The sequence below is a fragment of the Magnetococcus sp. PR-3 genome, assembly GCF_036689865.1.
Classification (GTDB): domain Bacteria; phylum Pseudomonadota; class Magnetococcia; order Magnetococcales; family Magnetococcaceae; genus Magnetococcus.
Genome location: NZ_JBAHUQ010000040.1, coordinates 1 through 19561, shown reverse-complemented (window position 1 = coordinate 19561; position 19561 = coordinate 1). Strand labels below are relative to the sequence as shown.

The following is a 19561-nucleotide window of genomic DNA, read 5'->3' as shown; positions in this document are numbered from 1 at the left end:
ATTTAGGCTTCAGCGGAAGCCTGTTCCTTGGCAATAAGCCTTGCTACAGTGTCAGAAGGCTTGGCGCCTTGGCTGACCCAGTGAGCATAGCGCTCTTGATCCAGGGTGAACACACCACCCTCTTTAGCGGGGATGTACTGACCCAGCTTCTCAAGAAAACGGCCATCACGGGGCATGCGCTTATCAGCAGCAACCACAGTGTAAACAGGCTTTTTCTTCTTACCACCACGTGCCAGACGGATGCAAACGGCCATCTGTTTTCCTCTCTACGAACCAGACAAATTGCAAAAAAGGACCTCAGCACTTGGCCACTTTGTGGCAGCGCGGTCCTTGGGTAACCTGGAAATCCTGGGATTGTATACGAATTAATCAAAGCGTCAAGACAATTCCGCGTCCAAGAGACAAACAGGGGATAAAAGAGTGCTCAAGGACTGAAAAATTCGTGTCATTCGCCCCCTACCTTTTCAACCCAAACATTTCATAAACCCCTTCGATTATCACGTAGAGAGTTGGATTTTAAAGGATTTCTTAACGCGCTCGAGATATTTATTGATAGCTCCAAGTGCTACAAAGCCCTTAAAATCCAAAGATTAAGCGAGAGCGTCTGGAATTCATGAACAATCCGGGTTAAATAACACCATACGTACGCAAAAGAAACAGCCCCGTGCCGATGCTCACCACCGATAGAGCAGTAGATAACGCAATAATATGACCCGCCAACTCGCCATCTCCCCCCATGGCTTTGGTCATGATAAAGCTGGCTGCCGCTGTTGGGCTGGCAAAAGCCAGAAAGAGCATACCAGCATCTTGCCCCCGAAAACCGGCCACCAAGGCACCCAAGGTTAACAGAGCCGGCAGGATCACCAACTTAAGCAGGGTAGCCACGGTTGAAAGACCACTGGCCTGTTTAAGACCACGCCAGGTTAAGGATCCACCAACCCCCAAAAGTGCCAAAGGTAGTGTAAGGTGCGAAAAATAGGTTCCGGTACGATCTAAAATAGGGGGCAAGGAGAGCTGTAGTAACGCCACGGGCAGTGCCAACACAACAGCTAATATTAGCGGGTTTGTCACCGTGCTCCGCAACACCTGCCCCCACGAAAGGCGATCGTGTCCTTTAAAGGGCACGGTCATGGCCAACACCCCCAAAACATTGTACAGGGGGACCAAAACAGCCAAGATCATAGCCCCTTGGGGTAGGGCCTGATCACCAAAAACATTCACCGAAAGCGCCAACGCCACAATGCCGTAGTTCCCCCGAAAGGCACCATGGACAAAAGCGCTACAACGTTCCGGTTCAGAAATAAACCGAGTGGCCATCCACATCAGCGGGATAAAGGTAATGATGGTGCCCAAACAAAAGTAGCCCAACAGTGCGGGCTGATACAGCGCAGCCAGATCCGCCCGAGCAATGGCCATAAAGACCAAAACAGGCAGCGCCACCAGGAATACAACCCGAGAAGAATCATCAACAAAACGTGGGGTAATAACCCCGACAGCCCGCAGTAACGCCCCCAGCAGGACCAACAAAAAGATCGGCCCGGTCACCTCTGCCACAAAATAGGCTGTCTCCAAAAAATCAAGCATCACCATGACTCACAGGCTCTCCAACATAAGGATCGCAAGTTCCAACAGGGGGGAGCAAAGAGCTTATCCAACCACTCAACCGCCGTATACAGCCCCCAAAACAAACAGAGCCCTTTTGTCCCATACATGGGATAAAAGGGCTCTGATCGTCTTGATCTGTCAAAACATTCCCCACCATCAAGAAGGGGGGGGGATGGTGCCATATTACTTAGATCCAGGCTGGCATACATCCCTGGTTTAAAAAGGCATTTTCGGGAAACCGCCCCCACCACCAAGACCAGGAATTTTTGGTAACCCCTTCATCCCTTTCATCATTTTCCCCATACCGCCCATACCACCCATTTTTTTCATCATCTTTTGTGTTTGGGCAAATTGCTTGAGCAGCTTATTGACCTCCTGAACCGAGGTACCAGAACCCGCCGCAATACGACGCTTACGCGAAGCGTTGATAATGGCGTGCTTCTTCCGCTCTTTTTTGGTCATGGAAAGGATAATCGCCTCAAGCCGTTTGATGTGATTATCATCAATATCCAGCTCTTTACCCTTCATCGCTTGCTTAGCGCCCGGGATCATACCCACCAGGTCACCAATCGAGCCCATCTTCTGTACTTGCTGCATCTGGGTTAGAAAATCTTCCAGGGTAAACGCTTTTTTGTTGGCCAGCTTTTCCTGCAGTTTAACGGTCTCTTCCAGATCCACCTTTTCCATGGCGGTCTCAACCAGGGAGACCACATCACCCATACCCAAAATACGTGAGGCCACGCGGTCAGGGTGGAAAGGCTCAAGACCATCCAGCTTCTCACCAGTACCCAAGAACTTAATGGGTTTGCCGGTCACTTCCCGGATCGATAGCGCAGCACCACCACGGGCATCACCATCGGTTTTAGAGAGCAGAACACCGGTAATACTAAGCTTTTCATCAAAGCTTTGCGCCACCGTGACGGCATCCTGACCGGTCATAGAGTCTGCGACAAAAAGAATCTCCGTCGGGGTTACGATCTCCGCGACATCAGAGAGCTCACCCATGAGCTCTTCATCAACATGCAAACGACCGGCGGTATCCAGGAACAGCACATCAAAGCCGCCCTTTTGCGCCTCTTCCAAGGCCCGCCGGGCGATATCACGGGGGTTTTCCGTTGGCTCAGAGGGTAAAACTGTCGCCCCAACCTGCCCCCCAACGGTCTGCAACTGTTTCATCGCCGCAGGACGGTAGACGTCCAACGAGGCCAGCAGACATTTTTTCTTCTCTTTATCAATAAGACGTTTGGCCAACTTAGCCGTACTGGTGGTTTTACCCGACCCCTGCAAGCCCGCCATCATCACAACCACCGGAGGCTGAGCGGCCAAGTTCAAACCTTCGTTGGCCTCCCCCATCACGGTGACCAGCTCGTCATGGACAATCTTGATCACTTGCTGACCAGGTGTCAGGCTTTTCAGCACCTCCACACCCACCGCTTTTTCACGCACACGGCTGATAAAGCTTTTTACAACGGTCAGGTTGACATCCGCTTCCAGTAAGGCAATACGGACCTCGCGCAGTGCATCCTTGATATTCTGTTCAGAGAGCTTGCCTTGGCCTTTAAGCTTTTTAAAGGTGGCTTCAAGGCGGTCGGAGAGGGATTCAAACATGGGCAGGTCCTGTGGTGCTGGTACGACGTTGGGTCCAATCAATCAATGGATCCATGAATATAGCAGGTTTGCGGGCGAAGGTCTCGAAAGCTTGAGCAAACCGGATAGAAACATCCGCCCAAGGGTCCTAAAACCAGAGATACCGTTTTACACCCAGGCTTAAGAATATGCAGCCCCTGCCATCCTCTGAGATGGGTACGGCCCCCCATTTTTGCAAGGGCTCAGCATAAAAGAGGCGCCCTGTTTTGGTATATGATGGTCTAAAGCGTGTAAGCGCGCTGTGACCAAAACAGCATCAGTCGCATGGATAAAAATTACATAACCAGCCTGATGGAAGCCTACGGACCACACACAATGCTGCTTGCCGCGACCCCCTACAAAAATGGGCAGCAACCGAAAGATCGGATGCTGCCCATGGATATCTCACCAGATATGCTTCGCTTAGATACGTACAGGCTCTGAGGCGCCAAACATCCGCGTCACACCACCTTAGATCTATCAAACAACCTTACGCAAAACCGATTAACGTGGGCTTTTGCCTGCGACCACTGCCTGCCCTGCCAAGCCCCACTCGGCCATGGAACCATCGTACAAACGTACCTTTCCATAACCTAAATGGCGCAGCATGGCCCAGGTATGGGCGGCACGGTGTGCGGTCTGACAGTAGACAACCACCTCATCCTGTGCAGGGTTATCCACCCCACATTTGGACAACATTGCCTGGAGCTGAGCATCCTCTTTTAAATGCGGATCCTGGGGGCCACGCAGGGCGTCTGTCCACTCCAGGTGATAAGCACCAGGAATATGACCTCGGGGGCCACGAATGGTTTGCCCCTCATACTCCGCTTCACTACGCGTATCGAGCACCTTCATCTCAACATCTCCTGCTGCAACCTGCTGCATCAGGTCAATGTCGGCATCCCAGCTCAGGTTCTCTACTCCGGCAAATTCCACTGGCGCAATTTGTGGCAATTGATGGTCGGTAATGCGTTGCTCGGTATACCAAGCCCCCATTCCACCATCCAGAACATACCCTTGGCTATGCCCCATGCAGTGCATGGTCCAGATAAAGCGGGCAGCATCCATCCCCCCACTGGCATCATAAGCGACCACTTGGGTGTCTGGGCCAATACCCAACTTACCAAACAGCTTGCTCAAAAGCGCACTCTCGGAACGAAAACCCGGCACACCATCCCGATACCCGGTAATCTCATTATAACCCACCATCACCGCACCAGGGATATGCAGTCGGTTATAAAAGTTCTCACCCCCAACCTGCACAATGCGCAGATTGTCGCGCTGTAGATTATTCTCTAACCAATCGGTCTTAACAAACAAACCACTAGGCCAGTCAGTACCAGCCGAACTTTGCTCAGACATTATCAACCCCAAATGGTGACAGCGCCGCTCTCCACCAGGACAGTGCGCCTATCTCAACACGATCAGCCCCCCCGGACCCGTGTTTTTTCCTAATTAGGTTGCATCACGCATACCCAACGGTTCAACCCCCACGGCCTCCAACATGCGGGTCAGGCGGATCAAAGGCAGCCCCATCAGCGCGGTAGGGTCATCCCCTTCCAAACGCTCAAACAGGGTTATACCCAACCCTTCCACCTTAAAACTACCAGCACAGTCATAGGGTGCTTCACGGTGCAGGTAGTTATGTATCATATGGTCATTCAGATCACGAAAAACAACCCGAAAGGGCTCAACACAGCTCTGTTCCTGGCCTGTTTCAACATGGATAACCGTTAAACCGGTATAAAAGGTAACCCCACGGCCCGATGCAGCGGTCAGTTGAGCGTGTGCTTGTTCAAACCCACCCGGTTTGCCAACAGCGATGGCACCCTCCAAGGTCGCCACTTGGTCGGAACCGATCACCACACCTTGGGTCAAACCCTTAGCTACCGACATGGCCTTGGCTTGGGCCAAACGCCTTGCCATCTGCTCGGGCAGCTCCCCGGCAACAGGTTTTTCATCACACACCGGTGCCTGTTGGGTAAACGGCAGCTGTAGCCGCTCCAACAACTGGGCACGATAGCGGGAGGTCGATGCCAGGATCACATTCACGGGCGAGAATCTCCTACAAACCCAGGTCAATTTAGCCATGCACAGTGCGGCACACCCAAGCTTATGTCAAATGGAAAGCGAACACCGGCCATACGGCAAGCAGCGGTTGGGCTTTTTCCCCCTTGAGCCGATAAGAGAAGAAACCACTACCCCTTAACCTGGACGCGCCCATGCATGGTTTAAAGTGTACCCTGTTGATTCTACTCTTGTGCGGCTTAACAACCGGTATACACGCGCAACCAGCAGATCCCCATTCTCATAAGAAGAAGAGTCCTCAAGCCATCTATGCAGAGGCCAACCTTCTGTTAAATACGTCTGGTCAAATCAACAAAGGGGCCAGCCTCATGTACCAAGCCGCCAACCAGGGTTACTTACCGGCCATACTGGTTATGATGAAGCTCTATCAACAAGGTTTGGGCGTACAAAAAAGCGCGCGTACAGCTTTAGTCTGGCAGAAGAAAGCCGCCGATTTGGGCCATGCCGCCAGTCAATATCAAATGGGGATGGCCGACCTACAGAAACAGAACTATAGCCATGCGTATAAGTGGATCAAACTGGCTGCACTGCAAGGGTTTAAAGCCGCTTTGGCTGAGTTGCAATCCTTAAATCATACCCTGAGCCCACAGATGCAGCAGCGCGGCAACCGTCTGGTATCTCACTGGTTCAATCAGCGCCGCCACCCTTGATCAAGGGGTTACACCAGCAGGAGCAGTCGGGGCTGCCTGCTCAATTTGCTCAATGGAGATGTTAACCCCACCATTCCAACGACGCGGCAGATCATCCACCGAGGTACCAAAGGTGCGGATCTCCCCCCCACGTAGAGGTTTGATGGTATCACCAAAGACACCACTGGAGATCGCCAGTGGGTTTAAAATACGTTCGGTAACCACACGGTCCTGCGCATCCGTAAAGCGTACTTTGATCGCCACACGGGTAACTGCTTGCTCACTTTGGTTCAAGATCTCTGCAAACAGGCGGCTTTGCCCCATTAATGAACGCCCCAAACGACCATTCCCCACCTTAATAGGACCTTGCTCCACCACAGGAATGGCCTGCTCATCGGGGTTATCCGGTGTTTCAATGGTATAACGGGGTTCAAAAGCCTCTTTTTCCCGGGGAGCTTCAGGGGCTTGAGACTGTTCATGCATTGACTGCTGCTGAGCCTCTTGGCTGGCCAGACGCTTCATCTCTTGCTTTGCTTGTTGCAGCTCCTGCTTGCTCACCAACTGGGGTTGAGACTTACTCGCCCCCCCTCCAATCGAGCTAGAAGTACGCCCACTGCCACTACTGCTAGAACCACTACCTGAGCGGGCAACACGACTGCTTGCCTGACGTGTTGAAGAGGGTTTTTTGCTCCAATCAGCCGTCTGACGCTCACGAACAAAAGGGTTATCCGAGTTCAAACTCTCCCGCACCTGCAGGATGATAAAAAAGCCGGAAGGCAGGCCGATAACCACCAACAAGATAACCAACAGACGCTGCATGCGCCGCTCTTTGCGCATGAGGCTTTTTAGGTGATTTTTCTGTTCAGTTGCCATCTCAAACCTCTGTTAAACCCATAGCTTGCAGATTATGCATGCGCCCCATCTATGGTTTGCACAACGATCACTATTTAGTGAACAGAAATGAGATTGGGTTGCTCTTTTTTAGCCAACCCATTTACGGGCATTACGGAACATGGCCATCCAAGCACCATCTTCACCCCAGGCATCGGGATACCAACTGTTTTGAACAGACCGGAATACCCGCTCGGGATGGGGCATCATAATGGTCACCCGGCCATCGGCTGTGGTCAGGCCGGTAATACCCTGGGGCGAACCATTGGGGTTAGCCGGATAGCTCTCAGTCACCTGACCATAGCTATCCACATAACGCAGTGCTATCAACCCTTCGGCCAAAGCCCGGTCTTGGTGGGCACGGTGGGCAAACTCGACACGCCCTTCACCATGAGCCACCGCAACAGGCATACGGGAACCTGCCATCCCGTTAAGGAAGATCGAGGGGTTTTGGGGAATTTCTACCTGACTAAAGCGGGCCTCGAACTGTTCCGAGTGGTTACGAACAAAACGTGGCCATAGCTCGGTACCAGGAATCAGCTCATGTAAAGTAGAGAGCATTTGGCACCCATTACACACCCCCAGGGCAAAACTGTCCGCACTGTGGAAAAACTGCTGAAAACCATCCCGCAGTTTTGGATTAAACAGAATGGATTTGGCCCACCCTTCACCAGCCCCAAGCACATCACCATAAGAGAAGCCGCCACAGGCGACCAACCCTTTATAGTCTGCCAAGAACCGCTCACCCCCGGCCAATGCCGCCATGGTGACATCCACCGCTTCAAAACCAGCACGGTCAAAAGCCGCCGCCATCTCTACATGTCCATTCACACCCTGCTCACGCAGAATTGCCACAGAGGGACGAGCGCCACTGTTAATATAAGGGGCCGCGACGTTATGCGCTGGGTCAAAGCTCAAACTGGCGTGTAACCCCGGATCCTTAATGTCCAATAAGGCATCATAGGCCTGCTGGGCACATTCGGGGTTATCCCGCAGGCTCTGCAAACGCCAAGAGGTCTCGGACCAAGCCCGGTGCAAACCCACACGGGGCAGATCCAAAATGAGATCATGATCCCGGTGGAAACGCAGTTGGCCATGGGCTGCGACCGTACCAATATCTGTCGCAATACCACAGCAGTTCAGAAGTTTAACCATTTTCTTGGCATCTTCGGCACGAACCTGCACCACCGCACCAAGCTCTTCACTGAACAGGACACCCTCTAGCTGATTACCCAACCCTTGCAGCTGTATATCCAAACCACAGCGCCCTGCAAAGGCCATTTCACATAAGGTGGTAAACAGCCCGCCATCCGAACGGTCGTGATAGGCGAGGATCTTGTCAGCTTCATGCAAAATTTGAATGGTCTGGAAGAACTGTTTCAGGTTATCCGCATCATCCACATCCGGCGGCACATCCCCCATCTGTCCCATAACCTGGGCCAGTGCAGAACCCCCCAGGCGGTTTTTACCTTCACCCAGATCCACCAGGATCAAACGGGTTTCACCCAAATCGGTACGTAGCTGTGGTGTCACCGTCTGGCGTACATCCACCACCGGAGCAAAAGCTGAAATAATCAAAGAGACCGGTGCGGTTACCGCACAGGGGTTCTCCTGCTCATCCTTCCACACCGTTTTCATGGAGAGCGAATCTTTACCTACTGGAATGGAGATCCCCAATGCTGGGCACAACTCCAGCCCCACAGCCTCGACGGTCTCATACAGATTGGCCTCTTCACCCGGATGACCAGCCGGGGCCATCCAGTTGGCCGAGAGTTTGACTCGGCCCAAGTCACCCACACGAGCTGCCGCCATATTGGTCAACGCCTCACCAATGGCCATGCGACCTGATGCTGGGGCATCCAACAAGGCAACAGGGGTGCGTTCACCCATGGCCATCGCCTCACCTTCATACCCCTCATAGCCACGCGCTGTCACGGCAACATCCGCCACCGGTACCTGCCAAGGGCCAACCATTTGGTCACGGGTGACCATACCGGTCACGCTACGGTCTCCAATGGTGATCAAAAAGCTCTTATCCCCAACGGTAGGCAGACGTAAAACCCGGTAACACATTTCACTGAGAGAGAGCCCCTGAGGAATGCGTAACGGGTGGGCCTGACGACGGTGGTGGGTTACATCCCGCGTCATACGTGGTGGTTTACCCAACAGGGTGTTCAGGGACATATCAATGCAGGTTTCACCCGTGAGACGATCGGTCAGGATCAACTGCTCTTCGGTTGTGGCCTCCCCCAACACCGCAAAAGGGCACCGCTCACGCAGACAGATCGCCTCAAACCGCTCACGATCTTCGGGATGAATGGCCAGAACATAGCGCTCCTGGGCTTCATTACACCAAATTTCCATGGGGGACATACCAGGATCTGCATTGTCGATATTACGCAGATCAAAACGTCCACCCACCCCCCCATCATGGATCAACTCAGGCACAGCATTGGAAAGACCACCGGCCCCAACATCATGAATGGATTGAATGGGGTTGCTATCACCCAACTGCCAGCAGCGGTTAATCACCTCTTGGCAACGCCGCTCCATCTCGGGGTTGTCCCGTTGAACCGATGCAAAATCCAACTCCGCATGGGAGCTACCACTGGTCTGGCTGGAGGCCGCGCCCCCGCCTAACCCAATCAACATCGCTGGGCCACCAAGCTGGATAATTAAATCCCCCTCTTTCAGCGGATTTTTCTCCACATGGTCCGCTTTCATATTGCCCAAACCACCCGCAATCATAATAGGCTTATGGTAGCCCCGCACCTCACCTGCGACATCCTGTTCAAAGGTACGGAAGTAACCACACAGGTTGGGCCGCCCAAACTCATTATTAAAGGCCGCGCCACCGATGGGACCTTCCAGCATAATATCCAGTGCTGAGGCGATCCGGTCTGGCTTGCCATATGGCAACTCCCAGGGACGCACCGCACCAGGTAGATTAAGGTTGGAGACGGAAAAACCGGTTAAACCAGCCTTAGGCGAAGAACCACGCCCCGTCGCCCCTTCATCACGGATCTCACCGCCAGAGCCAGTGGACGCACCGGGGTAAGGGGAGATTGCGGTGGGATGGTTATGGGTCTCTACCTTCATGAGAATATGGGTTGTCTCCTCATGAGCCCGGTAGATACCATCTTCGGTATCCGGATGAAAACGTTGACCGGCACTACCCTCAATAACCGAGCTGTTATCCTTATAAGCCACCACGGTACCTTCGGGGGCACGGATATGGGTATTACGGATCATACCAAACAGGGTATTGGGCCGAGACTCCCCATCAATATGCCAGTCGGCATTAAAAATCTTGTGTCGGCAGTGCTCAGAGTTTGCCTGAGCAAACATCATCAGCTCAACATCGGTGGGGTTACGCCCCTCTTCCTGATACTGCTCCACCAGGTAGTCAATTTCATCTTCCGAAAGCGCCAAACCCCAGTCACCATTGGCCCGCTCCAGCGCCACACGGCCCTCCTGCTGCAAGGGCACCTCCCGCAACGCACCAGGGGAGAAGGTCTTGAACATACCCGGCAAGGCATCTGCATCGGTCACCACCTGCTGGATCATCCGGTCATGGATCAGCGGGATAATTTTTTCCACATCCCCATTCATGAGCCCTTCAAAGTGAAAAGCCATACCCCGTTCTAAACGAAGCACCGCCGCCAAGCCACAATGCTGGGCAATATCCGTGGCTTTAGAGGACCAAGGAGAGGTGGTACCAAAACGAGGAATAACCCACAGGTGTGGGGTCACATCCTCTTTATGGCTAAGCTCTTTGGGACCATAGGTGAGCAGTTGGGCCAGTTTAGCCTGCTCCGGTTCATCCAGTGGCCTTTCCAGGCTGGCAAAATGGACAAACCAGGCATCCATGCTTTGTAAATGGGGTACCACAGCCTGACAAGCGTCCAATAACTTATCCAGCCGAAAGCTGGAGTAGGCGCTGCTGCCGTTAAGCGTCAATACGTGGGTTGCGTCCATGGGATGCTCCGTGCTGCGAGGTACCGGGTTGGAAAAGAGGTGCATAGGCTAGCCTAAAGTGTATAAAATTTCAGCCCCAAAGCGGTGAATGATGCGGATAAATTTAAGCACCATGGATGTCTTATCTGGTAAGGGGTGGATGCGCGCCAAAGGGCTTGGGAGAAAACCGTAATCCACCCTCTACTAAACAGACCCTTTATTTACCGTTTATTCAGTAACTTAACCTTAAAAAAGAGAACAAAGGTACCCTATTCAGCTCGGTCGGCTGATGATTGATCCCATAGGACAGGCAAAAAAAGACCCTGTACTTAAAACCGACAGAAAGGTGGAACAGGCGCCACAGCCTGCCTTTTTCATGGCATTAGGCCAGCCAATCGCTTCATACGCCAAGCCCAATCCCCTCCTTTTGTACTTGGGCTCATCGCTGCTTTTAACCTTGGCCCTTTTATCCGATTAAAGGGTGCCATCTCTGACCCAGGAAAAACCATGGATAACCTGTTTATTGTCGATGCCTTTAGCAGCCAGCCTTTCGGTGGTAACCCTGCCGCAGTCCATCTATTTCCTGAAAAGGAAGAAGAGACCTGGATGCAAGCCTTGGCCGGAGAGATGAACCTGAGCGAGACCGCTTTTGTCAGCCGCCAGGGTGCAGATTTTGGTCTGCGCTGGTTTACCCCAACTCTTGAGGTCGATCTGTGCGGGCACGCAACCTTGGCCGCAGCGCACATCCTATGGCAACAGGGCATACTGAAGACTCAGGAAACCGCCCGCTTTCATACCCGCAGCGGTTTATTAACCTGTACCCGTCAAGGGGATTGGATTGAGATGGATTTTCCGGCAGAACCAGCACACCCCTGCCCAAAACCAGAAGCCTTGCTGAAAGCCTTGGGGATAACGGCAGGCCGCGTGTCGCGCAGTCGTATGGATTATCTGGTATGTCTTGACGATGAAGCGTTGGTACGAAGCCTAACCCCGGATATGAACGCCCTAAAAGAGATTGAAACTCGGGCCGTCATCGTCACCGCCCAAGCGGAAACAACTGAACACGATTTTGTATCCAGACTGTTTGCCCCCGCAGCCGGTATACCTGAAGATCCGGTGACCGGTTCAGCCCACTGCACCTTAGCGCCTTACTGGGGCCCTATATTGGGTAAACGGGAGATGGTCGGCTATCAGGCTTCGAGGCGGGGTGGAGAGGTTAAGGTGTGCGTGCAAGATAATCGGGTCATCTTAAGCGGTCAGGCTGTCACGGTGGTTGCCGGTCGGCTATCCGCATAAAAACACCTTACTCCCTGTACCCATACCATCTGGATGGGAAAGGCCCACCACATGATCAATGCCCTATGCGGGGGGCTGTTTCACCAACCCTCCACCCTAATGGGTCATATGATCGACCGAGTGACTAAAATGCGTATGGAGCAGATCCATAATCGAGCGGACCACAAGAACACCCAAGAGAGCCAAGCCACCAAAAAACATAAGGTACCAAAGTGTGGCCAACATGGTGCACCTCCTCTAAGCAAAGCTTGTGACAGGTGATTACACGTAAGTATAACATGATTTCCTAATATTTGTATCGTCACATATAAGTTTTTGCCTGAGAGTTTTTTCTCTTTGGCCCCTGGTCTCACCGAACCACCATAAAAAAAGGGGGTTTCCAGAAGAAACACCCTCTCTCTTTCAACATGATCATCACACCTTTACTTCTCAGGTATGGCATTCCGCTGTAACCAAACCTGTAATAGACGTTCATCCTCTTTATCCAACTTCGCCATGGGTTTCATCGCTTTGAGCTGTGCTGGCCACTGCTTGACTCTATATTTATCTGGCGCATAAGGTTGATGACACTGCCCACAAACCAGATCATTTAACCGCGCAGCATAAGTCCAAATAGCCTGGGGTTTATCACTCAACTTTTCTGGTGACCCCCAGAGGGTAAGGCGAACCTTGGTCCACAGCACACCACTAAGGGTTTGCGTGGTGGATAGGGGTTCTATTTTTTTGGATCCCGCTTTGGTGGTGGATGCCAACAGCTGCGGACGATCAGGAGCAAGGTAGATCTGTCGGGATTTACCAGCCTTACGCCAGCCTTCCAAGGTCAACGCGACACGTGCATCCTCTCGTTTGGCCACCTTCATGACCGTACCGACCAAAACTACAGCTTGGGCTTTTCCGCCCTGCTTCTCTCCATACATTTTTAGCGTACCTAGGGCCGCAACATGCTGATCAACACTGGGCTGAGTGCGGTGCTCCAGCATGGCTTGATGCGCCGCTTCTAACGCAGGTTTAAGCTTGGGCTTTTGGTGGGCAATGCCTTTGTGGCAATCAATACAGGTTTCACCATTTGCCAAGGCACGTTTATGTCCAGCCTGCGCCCGACTGTTCTGTTTGGATGCCACCATCCCCTCCATACGATGGCAACTCCGACACTCTCGGGAGTCGTTACCACGCATTTCTGACCAAACACGTTCAGCCAAAACCAAACGTTTCTCCTCTAACTTGGCGGGGGTCGCAATACTGCCTTTAAAATGGTAATAAATCTCTTTACTTGCATGGATCTTACGGATCAATTTAGGCAACCAACCCTTTGGAACATGACAGTCCGCACAAACCGCCAACACACCACTACCATTACCTGCATGGGCCGAGTGGGTGTACTCATCATAAAGTGGTTGCATCTCATGACAGCTCAGACAAAATTTCTCGGTGTTACTAAAGGCCATAAAACCATTAAAAAGCCCCAGTCCACCTGCTCCTGTAAGAATACCCAATAAAATTAAACTGCCCATCTTGTATTTTGCTGGGCGATTGAGCGCTTTTAACCATGCCATCATGAGATCATCTCCCCCTGGATCACCAAACACTTAGCGCATATATTAGCAAACATAAATATGCTATACACCCAAATGAAAATCATTTTTATATGGGTTTCTAAGCTTTTTCATAGACCTAACCTTATTGACATTGATATATCTTTCTGACAAAAATCAACCTTAAACATAAAAATGTTCTGCCAAATACAGGCATGAACAGGGGTATACCGAAATAATCGGATTATGCACAGGCAAACAGGCCAACAGAGCCAAACCTGTGTTTTTGGACGGGTACCGACACCCTGTGCCGATACCTACTCTGGTGATGCAGCACACCTTTATTTGATAGGGGGAGGCCTCCATGCGCCCATCAGTTTGGACCATTCAACGATTGATAGCATTTACCTTGACCACCCTGTTTTTTACACTCCTGGCACCCACAGCCCAAGCCACCATGGTGGAGGAAAAACAGGTCCCCATTAATCACATCAGTGCCGAGACCTGTAAAGCCTGCCATGAGGGCATTTATAAACAGTGGAAAGGCTCTATGCATGCGCAAAGCACAGCAGCCAAAGATCCCATTCATAACGCCTTTTATCGCAAAGTGATTGGGGACCCCAACCAAGAAGATCTACGCACCAAAAAAGGGACGTATCCTGTCTGTTTAAAATGCCATGTACCCAACTTGGCGGTGGAAGGCAAAACCAAACTGGATGCCAACCCTGTGTATGCAGAAGGGGTAAACTGTGTGGCGTGCCACCGTATTAAGGCTTTTAAAGGCATACGCAAACCCGGCAAGCCAGGCTTAACCCTTGGTATTGATGCCTATGAGTTAGGCAATACCCTCTCAGGACCCAGCGGTATTCTACCCAGTGGTGGTGGTGACGATCTGGACAACCTGGAAGGCATGGATGAGGCAGCCAACCCTCATTTGGAAGCCAGCAAAGGTCTGTTCCTACCCCTTGAGGGCAAAAACCGACTGTTCCGTACGGCAGATGCCTGCATGGGTTGCCATGATCAGCGCAACAATGGCCATGGCGTCCCCCTCTGTCAGACCGGTAATGAGTATAATATGGGTGCGTCCAAGGTGACCTGCCAAACCTGCCATATGCCCAATACCGATGGTGTCGCCAACCACGATATGGGCGGTGGGCACAACATGGGCATGCTCAAACGTGCTGTCATACTGGATCTAGATGTCAAACAAACAGGGCCTCAACTACTGACCCAGATCTATCTGGAGAACCTGCAACCCCACAGCATGCCAACAGGGGCACCCTTCCGGAATATGTTCTTGACGGTAACGGCATTCAATGCAGATGGGGATGAGGTGTGGAAAAGCACCAAGGGCCACCCCTCCAAGGATGACCCCAATGCTTATTTCCACCTGGTTCTGCTGGATGGCAAAGGTAAGCCGACGATCCCCCCCAAAGCCAAGGGTGTGGGTCCTGATAGCCGTTTAAAGCCCTTTGAAAAACGGATGCTAAACTACCAGATCCCTGCCCAAAATGTGGCCTCCATACGTGCTGAACTGCACTACAATCTGCTGTGGCCCGGCATCAACAAAGCGATGGCCAAAGTACTGCCAGAAGATGTCCGTGAAGCCAAGCTGATTGCCCATGCACAGTGGAAGAGCAACTAATCCACACTTTAAGAGGGGGCTGGTAGACAACCAGCCCCCTACCCAACCCCCTCCCCTTTGGTGGAACTTCATCCTCCACACCTATCTCCAAAGAAGAGCAATCTCATTCTCTAACCCAATGCATCACCTATAAGCCGCCCCCCACACGCAGGCAAGACACGCTCAACTATAGGTTTAGACAACATTATTCATAAGTCATTATTTCTATTTGAAAATGCCATTATCCAAACGGCCATATGCATTGTAGAATGGTTATGGGGAGTATATGGGTGGATAGCGCGTGGAGGAGGCCACTATGGGTATACCTCGAAGCTATATGATCACCATGGTGCTAGGTCTATGCTGGCTCAGCAGCGCCCCAGCTGTGTTTGCTCAAAATCTGCTCGCCGAGTACTGGACCTTTGATCAATACACCCAACAGAACCCACAACTCCAGAGCCGACAAAAAAATTTCTCCTTGCGGGTTCAACACCCCGCTCAAGCACAGCGCAAGCCCCTAAAAAGACCTGTACGCATTGCCATGATCTACCCTGGCTTGCAGAGTTCGGATTATTGGCGCCGCAGCCAAACCTCCTTTGAGGCTCGCCTTAAAGAACAGGCCCTGCCCTATACGTTAGACGCCCACTTTACCAAACCTGAAACAGAGGTCCCTAAACAGGCCGCTCTACTGGCCCGAGCCCTCTCAAAAGACCCGGACTATCTTATTTTCACCCTGGATGTCTTGCGCCATCGCGGCATGATTGAACGTATTCTCAGCCGTGACCGGCCCAAGGTTATTCTACAAAACATCACCACCCCTCTGCGCGCCTGGGATGGCTACCAACCCTTTATGTACGTGGGGTTTGACCATGCATTGGGCACCCAACTGCTGGTTCAAGCCTACACCCGCCTATTAGGAAAAAAAGCCCGTTATGCCCTGCTCTATGGGTTACCAGGGTATGTAAGCTCCATGCGGGGGGATACTTTCCGGCAGGGGTATGGGGAACATTACGCGACCAACCCATCCCAACCTATGGCTGCTTACTACACAGGGTTTAACCGTAAAAAAGCGGCCATGGCCACCCATGAAATTTTACAATTAGCCGAGCAACCTGAGTTTATCTTCTCCTGCTCCACCGATATCGCCTTAGGGGTTGTGGACGCACTAAAAAGCGCTCCTCCTACCAAGCCTATTCTCACCAATGGTTGGGGGGGCGGTGAGAATGAGCTAAAAGCACTGCAGGCTGGAACACTGGCCATGACGGTGATGCGCATGAATGATGATAATGGTGTCGCCATGGCAGAGGCCATTGCGTTGGATCAGCAGGGAGCGGGTGACCAAGTACCCACCATCTTTTCCGGGGAGATAGTCCTTATAACCCAACAGACCAGCCAAGCTGCCATTGATACCTTACGTGAACGGGCCTTTCGCTACTCAAACCATGCCCCCTCAACCACGCGTGGCACGCCATGATGATTTGCCTCTCATTACATAGGCAGAGCCATGACTAAATTGCGCACAGGCCTTATACCCTTGCTGCTATTGGTTAACCTGGGCGGGTTAATCCTGGTTGCAGCAATTGTGTTTGGTATGACCATCCATACGGCGCAAACCATCTTGAAACAGCAGATTGAAGATGTCTTTGATCAGCACTTGGTCATTGCAGAATCCTACCTAAACAACCAACTCCACGCGATCCGGCAGGTACTGTCCGGTACCGTTCGGCACCCGACCCTGTTGTCCGCAGTCAAAAAAAATCAACAGAGCGCGGCCAAACTTAAGCTGGAGGAGCTGTACGCCTCCACCGCGGTACAACAGCTGGACCATCTGGCCATACACCACCATCAACAGCCTAACTGGGTAACAACCAGTGTTTATCCCCTGGGCGATCACACCCCCCTACAACAGCCTATTGATCAAGCACCTGGGCAATGGTCTTTGACCACACCCCTTGGCAAAAATCCCTTACTGGTGGTTTGGGAGCCTTTAATTTTGCCTGAAACTGGCCGGGTACTGGGTAAACTCATGGGGGGCATTACCATCTATGACAACCTCCCCCTGCTGCGCCAACTGCGTAGTGCTCTTAATGTACCGGGGTTGGCCCTGTTTCATTTTCAACAAATGGCGGTCGCTTATCCCCCCAAAGGAGAGATCAAAACCCTGATGGGCATACCCGCACTTTTAGAGACGGTTGAGGCGGAAAATATGAATGGCTTTGTCATCGCCCGCCGACCTCTACGTATTGATGGTAGGGAGACCTCTCTACATTTGATGATTGCCATTCCTGATGCCTCCTTCTCCGAGCTCCGTCATGCCGTGTGGCGCAATGTTCTGTATACCGGGATCGCGGTTCTGTTGGTTGCCATGGCCATGCTGTGGGTGATCTTACGCTTTTTTGGTCATGGCCTGCGCTCATTGATGAATTTCAGCCAAAAGGTCAGCAAGGGCAAACCGGATGTACGCTATCACCCCACCTTGGTCCAGGAGTTTAACGAGGTCGGGTGGATGCTGCAGGATATGGTGGATACCCTGACGGAGAAACAGAGCCAGATCGAAGCCCTTATCAGCAACGCCCAATCGGTTATCTACATGAAGGCCCCCGATGGCTCCTACCTATTGATCAATACCCTCTATGAGCAGCTGTTTCATATTAAACAAGCGGATATCCTAGGAAAAACCGACTTTGATCTACACCCAGCTGAGATCGCCAAACAGTTTAGGGACAATGACCAACTTGTTTTACAGCAAGCCAAACCGATTCAGTTCGAAGAGCAGGCACCTGGGCCAGAAGGCACCCATACCTACCTCTCTAACAAATTTCCCATTCTAGATGCCAAAGGGCGGGTGTTTGCCATCTGTGGAATCTCGACTGACATTACAGGCATTAAACGTCTGGAACAGGCCTTACGTCAGGCCAAAGATGAAGCTGAAATTGCCAACCGAGCAAAAAGTGAATTTCTTGCGGCCATGAGCCATGAAATCCGCACACCGCTCAATGTGGTTATTGGCATGGGGGATCTACTTTTAGAAGCAGACTTACCCCTTGAGCATCAACATGTTGTTGAAAAAATGCAAACCGCGGGTGCGGCGGTACTGGAACTGATCAACAACATTCTGGATCTCTCCCGTATTGAAAGTGGTTGTTTTACCCTGGAGCAATCCCCCACCGATATTCACCATCTTCTGGAAGAGGTTACCTCTGTCATGTCCATTGGGGCAGAGAGCCGGGGTTTGGCCTTTCATACCCACATTGCGCCGGATGTACCACAGTGGATACTGGGGGATGTCAGCCGTCTCAGGCAGATCTTGATCAACCTGGCCGGTAACGCCATTAAATTCACAGAAGAGGGGAAGATCTCTTTATCCCTGCAGATAAGCCAAGAAAACAGCTTACATCTGGCCATTAAAGATACCGGGATCGGGATTGAAGCCAGCGCACAATCCATCATTTTTGAAATCTTTAGCCAGGCAGACTCCAGCATGACACGCCGGTTTGGGGGGAGTGGCCTGGGATTGGCCATAGTCAAACGTTTGGTTGAGATGATGCAGGGCACCATTGAGGTTGAAAGCACCGTAGGGCAAGGCAGTGTTTTTCATGTTTACTGGCCTATCCACTTATGCCAAGCGCCAGATCCAACCTTTAATATCCAACCGCCACCATCTGAAACAGAGCCGTTAGCCGCTATTCATCTACTGCTGGTCGAGGATTCGGAAGATAACCGTAATTTGATCCAAACCTACCTACGTAAACAGACCCATATCACTTTGCAGGAAGCCCACAACGGCCAACAGGCTATTGATGCGGTCAAGGAGCAGCGTTTTGATTTGATCCTTATGGATATTCAAATGCCCATTAAGGATGGCCTAACCGCCACCCGTGAAATTCGCCTATGGGAGAAATCCCACCAACAGGCACCCACCGTCATTATCGCCCTAACAGCCCATGCCATGAATGAACATCGACAGATCGCTTTTGATGCAGGGTGCAACGCCTACCTAACCAAACCCATCAAAAAAAAGGTGCTTCTGCAAAACATCGCCCAATATACAACCGGCAGATCCCCCCTTACCCCTCACACCCCGCCCCCCCTACCAAAGGGTTGAAGGCTCACCAGTGCTATCCCTCTATTTTGGCCACCATCATTTTCCACATCCCTTCAAGGTAGGGCCATGTTGATCACCCTAGTCTGATCAAGATACCGTTGTTTGAGCGCGTGATAGCGGGACAAAAGACGCTATGCCCCCTTTAAGGTCAGAGCGATAACCTGTTTTTTGGCGGCACACCTCTCCATGTCATAGCCCCCCCCTATGT

General features: G+C 51.9%; 14 protein-coding genes. 5 read left to right on the top strand and 9 right to left on the bottom strand.

Annotation, left to right across the window (positions count from 1 at the left end; translation table 11 throughout):
• Positions 1–2 precede the first annotated feature (2 nt).
• The 5 genes from rpsP to V5T57_RS18270 form a co-directional block, all read right to left on the bottom strand.
• Positions 3–254 (bottom strand): 30S ribosomal protein S16, encoded by a 252-nt coding sequence (rpsP, locus tag V5T57_RS18290; protein ID WP_332892702.1) that lies wholly within the window; start codon positions 252–254, stop codon positions 3–5.
• Positions 255–627: 373 nt separating this feature from the next.
• Positions 628–1584, bottom strand: a complete 957-nt coding sequence (locus V5T57_RS18285) for an AEC family transporter (protein ID WP_332892701.1) — start codon at positions 1582–1584, stop codon at positions 628–630.
• A 237-nt stretch (positions 1585–1821) separates the two neighbouring features.
• Positions 1822–3213, bottom strand: a complete 1392-nt coding sequence (ffh, locus tag V5T57_RS18280; protein ID WP_332892700.1) for a signal recognition particle protein — start codon at positions 3211–3213, stop codon at positions 1822–1824.
• Between the two features lie 522 nt (positions 3214–3735).
• Positions 3736–4593, bottom strand: a complete 858-nt coding sequence (locus V5T57_RS18275; RefSeq protein ID WP_332892699.1) for a sulfurtransferase — start codon at positions 4591–4593, stop codon at positions 3736–3738.
• Between the two features lie 93 nt (positions 4594–4686).
• Positions 4687–5322: a Maf family protein gene (locus V5T57_RS18270; RefSeq protein WP_442918238.1), complete on the bottom strand. Its 636-nt coding sequence runs from the start codon at positions 5320–5322 to the stop codon at positions 4687–4689.
• A 305-nt stretch (positions 5323–5627) separates the two neighbouring features.
• On the opposite strand from V5T57_RS18270, the gene V5T57_RS18265 reads away from it, so the two are divergent.
• Positions 5628–5969, top strand: a complete 342-nt coding sequence (locus V5T57_RS18265; RefSeq protein ID WP_332892697.1) for a tetratricopeptide repeat protein — start codon at positions 5628–5630, stop codon at positions 5967–5969.
• On the opposite strand, the gene V5T57_RS18260 is transcribed toward V5T57_RS18265, so the two are convergent.
• Both V5T57_RS18260 and purL read right to left on the bottom strand, forming a co-directional pair.
• Positions 5970–6821, bottom strand: coding sequence for a hypothetical protein (locus tag V5T57_RS18260; RefSeq protein WP_332892696.1), 852 nt, complete (start codon positions 6819–6821; stop codon positions 5970–5972).
• Positions 6822–6929: 108 nt separating this feature from the next.
• Positions 6930–10817, bottom strand: a complete 3888-nt coding sequence (gene purL, locus V5T57_RS18255; protein WP_332892695.1) for a phosphoribosylformylglycinamidine synthase — start codon at positions 10815–10817, stop codon at positions 6930–6932.
• Positions 10818–11303: 486 nt separating this feature from the next.
• On the opposite strand from purL, the gene V5T57_RS18250 reads away from it, so the two are divergent.
• A complete protein-coding gene (locus V5T57_RS18250) occupies positions 11304–12092 on the top strand; it encodes a PhzF family phenazine biosynthesis protein (RefSeq protein WP_332892694.1) in 789 nt (262 codons plus the stop codon).
• A gap of 96 nt (positions 12093–12188) precedes the next feature.
• Here V5T57_RS18250 and V5T57_RS18245 read toward each other — a convergent pair whose 3' ends face one another.
• Together V5T57_RS18245 and V5T57_RS18240 are read right to left on the bottom strand one after the other, a co-directional pair.
• Entirely contained in the window at positions 12189–12317 is a 129-nt protein-coding gene (locus V5T57_RS18245) for a hypothetical protein (protein ID WP_332892693.1), read from the bottom strand.
• Between the two features lie 197 nt (positions 12318–12514).
• Positions 12515–13648, bottom strand: a complete 1134-nt coding sequence (locus tag V5T57_RS18240) for a NapC/NirT family cytochrome c (RefSeq protein WP_332892692.1) — start codon at positions 13646–13648, stop codon at positions 12515–12517.
• 340 nt (positions 13649–13988) lie between these two features.
• Here V5T57_RS18240 and V5T57_RS18235 point away from each other — a divergent pair, with 340 nt between their 5' ends.
• The 3 genes from V5T57_RS18235 (at position 13989) to V5T57_RS18225 (ending at position 19353) form a co-directional block, all read left to right on the top strand.
• Complete coding sequence (locus tag V5T57_RS18235; protein ID WP_332892691.1) at positions 13989–15269, top strand: multiheme c-type cytochrome; 1281 nt, start codon at positions 13989–13991, stop codon at positions 15267–15269.
• A gap of 295 nt (positions 15270–15564) precedes the next feature.
• On the top strand, positions 15565–16722 hold the full coding sequence (locus tag V5T57_RS18230; protein WP_332892690.1) for a substrate-binding domain-containing protein: 1158 nt from the start codon (positions 15565–15567) through the stop codon (positions 16720–16722).
• Between the two features lie 30 nt (positions 16723–16752).
• Positions 16753–19353 carry a LuxQ periplasmic sensor domain-containing protein gene (locus V5T57_RS18225; protein ID WP_332892689.1) on the top strand — a complete coding sequence of 867 codons (2601 nt, stop codon included), beginning with the start codon at positions 16753–16755 and terminating at the stop codon, positions 19351–19353.
• The last annotated feature ends 208 nt before the right edge of the window (positions 19354–19561 follow it).